General features: G+C 53.7%; 2 protein-coding genes and 1 tRNA gene. 2 read left to right on the forward strand and 1 reads right to left on the reverse strand.

What is annotated here, in order from left to right; genetic code table 11:
- Nucleotides 1-122: 122 nt before the first annotated feature.
- On the reverse strand, nt 123-2,072 hold the full coding sequence (locus VGE80_RS05380) for a SulP family inorganic anion transporter (protein ID WP_440591942.1): 1,950 nt from the start codon (nt 2,070-2,072) through the stop codon (nt 123-125).
- Nucleotides 2,073-2,717: 645 nt separating this feature from the next.
- Here VGE80_RS05380 and VGE80_RS05385 point away from each other — a divergent pair.
- Nucleotides 2,718-2,788: transfer RNA gene (locus tag VGE80_RS05385), tRNA-Gln, on the forward strand.
- Between the two features lie 1,228 nt (nt 2,789-4,016).
- Nucleotides 4,017-4,370: archaeosortase/exosortase family protein (locus tag VGE80_RS05390; RefSeq protein ID WP_440591941.1), on the forward strand; the 354-nt coding region annotated here is incomplete at its 3' end.

A 4,370-nucleotide genomic window follows, 5' to 3' on the forward strand; every position in this document is an offset into this window, starting at 1 on the left:
ATTCGGCACTCGATACCGACTAAGCTTGCGTGGAATCGCCTCAGAACGACTGACCACCCGCGAGACTCCCAGGCCAGTTCGTGCGACTTCCGCGGTAGACCCGTCCACCCGGATATCCTCAATCAGAACTGATCCGGATTAATGACATCGACATTCTCGACGCACACGGTCACATGATGCTCATTGAAAATATCACGTCTCAGGTAGTCGAGCAGTCCTTCCGAAACGGACCGCGTGACAATGACCTCGATTCGAACGAGTGCAGGGTTCGGCGAGGATGCCTCTGCGAGCAATCGCCGCCCCGCCCCGACACAGGGAATGAGCGTGTAACCCGACGCACCAAGATCCACGAACTTGGTAACGAGTTGCTCCTGAAGCAGCGCATCAGCAACAATTGTCAGTCGTCGCATCGAGCGCAGCCCCCGTTTACGAGTTGAAAACTCATGAACGGAGAGCTGACGATGAAGATCCAGACCAGAGATCGTCAGACTGAGTTTCTCTTGTTCGAACTCCTGCTGCAGGGCATGCAGTTTTTCCATCACACTGCTGTCGACCAGCTTCGTCTCAGAAAGGTCGATCACCAAATTGTTCTGCCGCACCAGACCAATGTCCTCAATCTGTCGCTTGAACGGAATCCAGTTACTGAAGACGGCCGAACCGTAAGCCCTGACCAGGTAGGTCCGGTCGCCGATCTCTTCAATATCCAGATAAGGCTTAAAGAGAGAACGAACGGGAACGCCATTGCTCAAGTGGACAATTAACTTCACCGCGATGCCGATTGCAATTCCGATCAACAGGTCTGTCGCGAGCACGCCGACAAGAGTGCAGACGAAAATGAGAAACTGCTCTTTGCCAATGTGGTACACATGCAGAAATTCCCGCGGGTGAGCCAGGCGAAAACCCGTATAGACGAGCATCGCGGCAAGAGCAGCCAGGGGTATCTGGTGGATCAAGCCAGGAACAAGCGCCAAAAAGGCCAGCAGGAACACGCCGTGCCAGACATTGGCGAAACGGGTCTGCGCCCCGTTGTCGATGTTGGCTTTGCTGCGAACAATCTCCGAAATCAGCGGCAATCCCCCGATCAGTGAGACGACAACATTCGCCAATCCCACCGCCAGCAGATCCTTGTTGAAATTGGTCTTTCGCTTCCAAGGGTCCAATAGATCAATTGCCTTCGCACTCAGCAGCGATTCCAGACTTCCAATCAAGGCGAACAAGATCACCCACTTCCACGCGACCAGATGATTCAAGGCAGAAAAGTCCGGACTGGCGAGCGCCGACAGCAGATTCTTGGGAACATTCACAAGGAACCGCTCGCTGAGGCTGAAACTGTGCCCCATCAGGGAGTAGGTATGCTCGTGGGACAAATCAAAGAAATACCCCAGCGGAATTGCGACGAGGATCACAACAATTTGAGCGGGAACCCGGCGAATTCGCTTGTTGCGAATGAGCGGCCATCCAAAAAGAATCGCCAGACTCACCAACCCAATCAAAGCAACCTCAGGATTCATATGGACGATTGACTTGGGAATCTCTGCGAGCAGATGCAGAGGTTCCCCATTGAGTCCCATCACCCCGAAAACGATGTGTATCTGCTTGGAAATAATGATCACGCCAATCGCCGCGAGCATTCCGTGCACAGTTGAACTCGGGAAGAACTCTCCCAGAAAGCCCATGCGGAAAGCACCAAACGCAATCTGGACTAAGCCGGCGACGAGCCCTACCGCCAGAGCCATTTTATAGGCCTGGGTTCCTGCGTCGGGCGCGTCACCGAGGATGACTTTGAAATCGGCGACGGCACCAAGCACGATCACAATCAGCCCGGCCGCCGGTCCTTTGATCGTCAGTTCTGAATTGCTGATTAGCGGTGTGACGATCGCCCCCACGATCGCCGTGAAGACCCCCGCAATCGCCGGAAAACCGCTCGCCAGCGAGATACCAAGGCAGAGTGGCAATGCGATCAGAAACACGAGAAACCCGGATACAGCGTCACGCTCGATATACTTTCGCATCCCCTTCAGATCACCCCGAGGAACCACCGCTTCTGAAGTATCGGCAGTCTGCGTGAGCATGGGATTGGACATGGAGTTGAGAGCCTCGGTGACGAGATACAAATAAAACGGCAGATCCAGCAGTCTGCATCTGGCCCGATCAGGACCGAATGTGAAGTCCATTGGGCTCTGTGAACCCACCGCCCCTCAAATTCAGACCAGCGTGATACGTGAAGTCATCCGGTTTTGGGAAAGGAACATTCGGCCGAATCGGACACTCTCGGCGGGATTCTGGGCTTCACCGTGGCGATTGTCGACCCGCTTGTCCTCAAAGCTCTCCACATTGTAAGTATCAACCGGTACGGACCTCGCCGGGGTCCAATTCCGCCTGCCGAAAGTTGGGAGGCAAACTTCCCACAGACGCTGCCTGCATGTGCGACTGATCTGGACAGAGGACGCCCTTCTAAGTGACAGCCGCTATGGAAGTTCGGGTCCAGCACAAAAAATCCACAGAAGATTTCATCTCCCTTCAAAGGGAAGATCCGACGCAATCCCCCTTGGCTCCGTGAAAATCGTCATAACTGCCTGTAAAACAGGCAAATTCGGCACGCTAAGGTCTGCTGTCAAAGCAGGCTCAGCAGTTTCTCATAAAAAATACGAAATCGGGTTTGGCAAAAGAAGATCCGGCAGTATACTTCGCCCACGCAATGCTCCACGGGAGCCGCCTGCCTGGTAGTGTAACGGTAGCACGAGTGACTCTGACTCACTTAGTTTAGGTTCGAATCCTAACCGGGCAATTTGCAGCCTTATCCGATAGGGCGTTGTTCTCGCACAGCGAGATTCTTGGCGTGCTCGGCCGTGATGTGGCCGATTGAGCAATCTTTAACTCGCCACTCGGCTCCGCCTTCCACGGCACCCTCCGTTCTGTCGCAAAGTTTCGAGCCAAGTCGACGCGCCTCTCCCTCCGCCAAGGCCTCCACCGGGATTCCGTTCTCCACATCCGGGCAAATCGAACAATTCGAACGGCCTGATTCATTGTGTTAATCTGCACAAACTGCATCCACGGGAAAAGATTAGAGCGAGCAAGCGAGTAAGCCGCTTTCTCTGTTGTAAAGCTGTGCAATTTGACCACACTTGGCCCGCTCACTCTGCTCTCGGACTTTGTGGACAGTCTCTACTGGGTAACGGGCCGTTCCCACTGCTGCCACCATTCCTGTGTCTTAGCAGATACAGCCCATGAATGTTGTCCAAATTGCCTAAGTGTCCCTCGCCGCAATATAGTCATTTTAGAACAACACCAGATCTGAGCGCATCAATTTTATTGCCACCCTTTGCAGAAGTGGACCATTACACTGTATTCTGTTCTCAAGAACGTCCCAAAAGAACCCGCAAGCGTTACTCGCGGGTGCACGCAACGAAAATGCGTAGAGAAGGCGCATGAGTACTCTCCGCCGCTCACGCGCGAGGCGGCGGGTGCGACTTGCCATTACACCACTTCCGCATGACGTGATGCAGATGAGACGCTGGAAAACGAATCGACAATCACCCGAAACTGTCTCCCCAAAAGAAATTGGAACACTTGGCCCATATATTGCTCACCGAGTTCGACAAACCCTGATCGATGGGAAAAAGGGCCTGGATTTATCTCCTTGAGCGCTACGTCGTAAAGCTGAAGTTTTGCAATTCCCGTTAGCTTTGTGTTGAATTTTCCTTTTTTCAGATCATCTGTATGGTATCATCGGCGAAGTTTCAGACTCGATTTCGAGCCTGTACCGCCGCTACTTTCCCCCTGAATTTTCACAGTATAAAATATTGCCCAACACAGAGCGCTGAAGATTCCTGATTCGAGATTTGCAGCGATTACAACGACTCGAGCGACTGAGGCTGAACGACGACACTGTTGCGGATCCTTTGGTCAGTCCCACACCAGCGATATCGTCGTCCTCCAAATTGTCATACCGTTTTCCTAAGAATTGAAAGACGAAAGTGCCCGAACCTACCCCAGTCACGCCAGCAGGAACCTCGGTGGAATCACCTTCAGGCTTCAGCCAGTTGGGCACGCCTTCGGCTGGCGTAATTGTTGCGGGCCTTCTCTTGGTCTTGGCGCTCGGGGGCAGCGACATCCCAGCGTGGCGATGGATGTACCGCCTTTGGATGACCAGTCCAGATTCTTCCCATGGGATTCTGGTCCCCTGCTTTTCCGCTTGGCTTCTGTGGCACCGTAAGGGAATGCTGACAATCCCGTTGCCCGCCGTCACATGGTCTGCCCTGATTTTGGGCAGCGCCCTCATCATCCTGGGCACTCTCACTCGGTGCACAGGGGTGTACATCCGCATGATCTCGCTTGAGGCAGCCGCTGTCGTCCCTTGCGTAGCAGGT

Origin of the sequence: Schlesneria sp., from assembly GCF_036405755.1 — a bacterium.
Taxonomy (GTDB): Bacteria; Planctomycetota; Planctomycetia; order Planctomycetales; family Planctomycetaceae; genus Schlesneria; species Schlesneria sphaerica.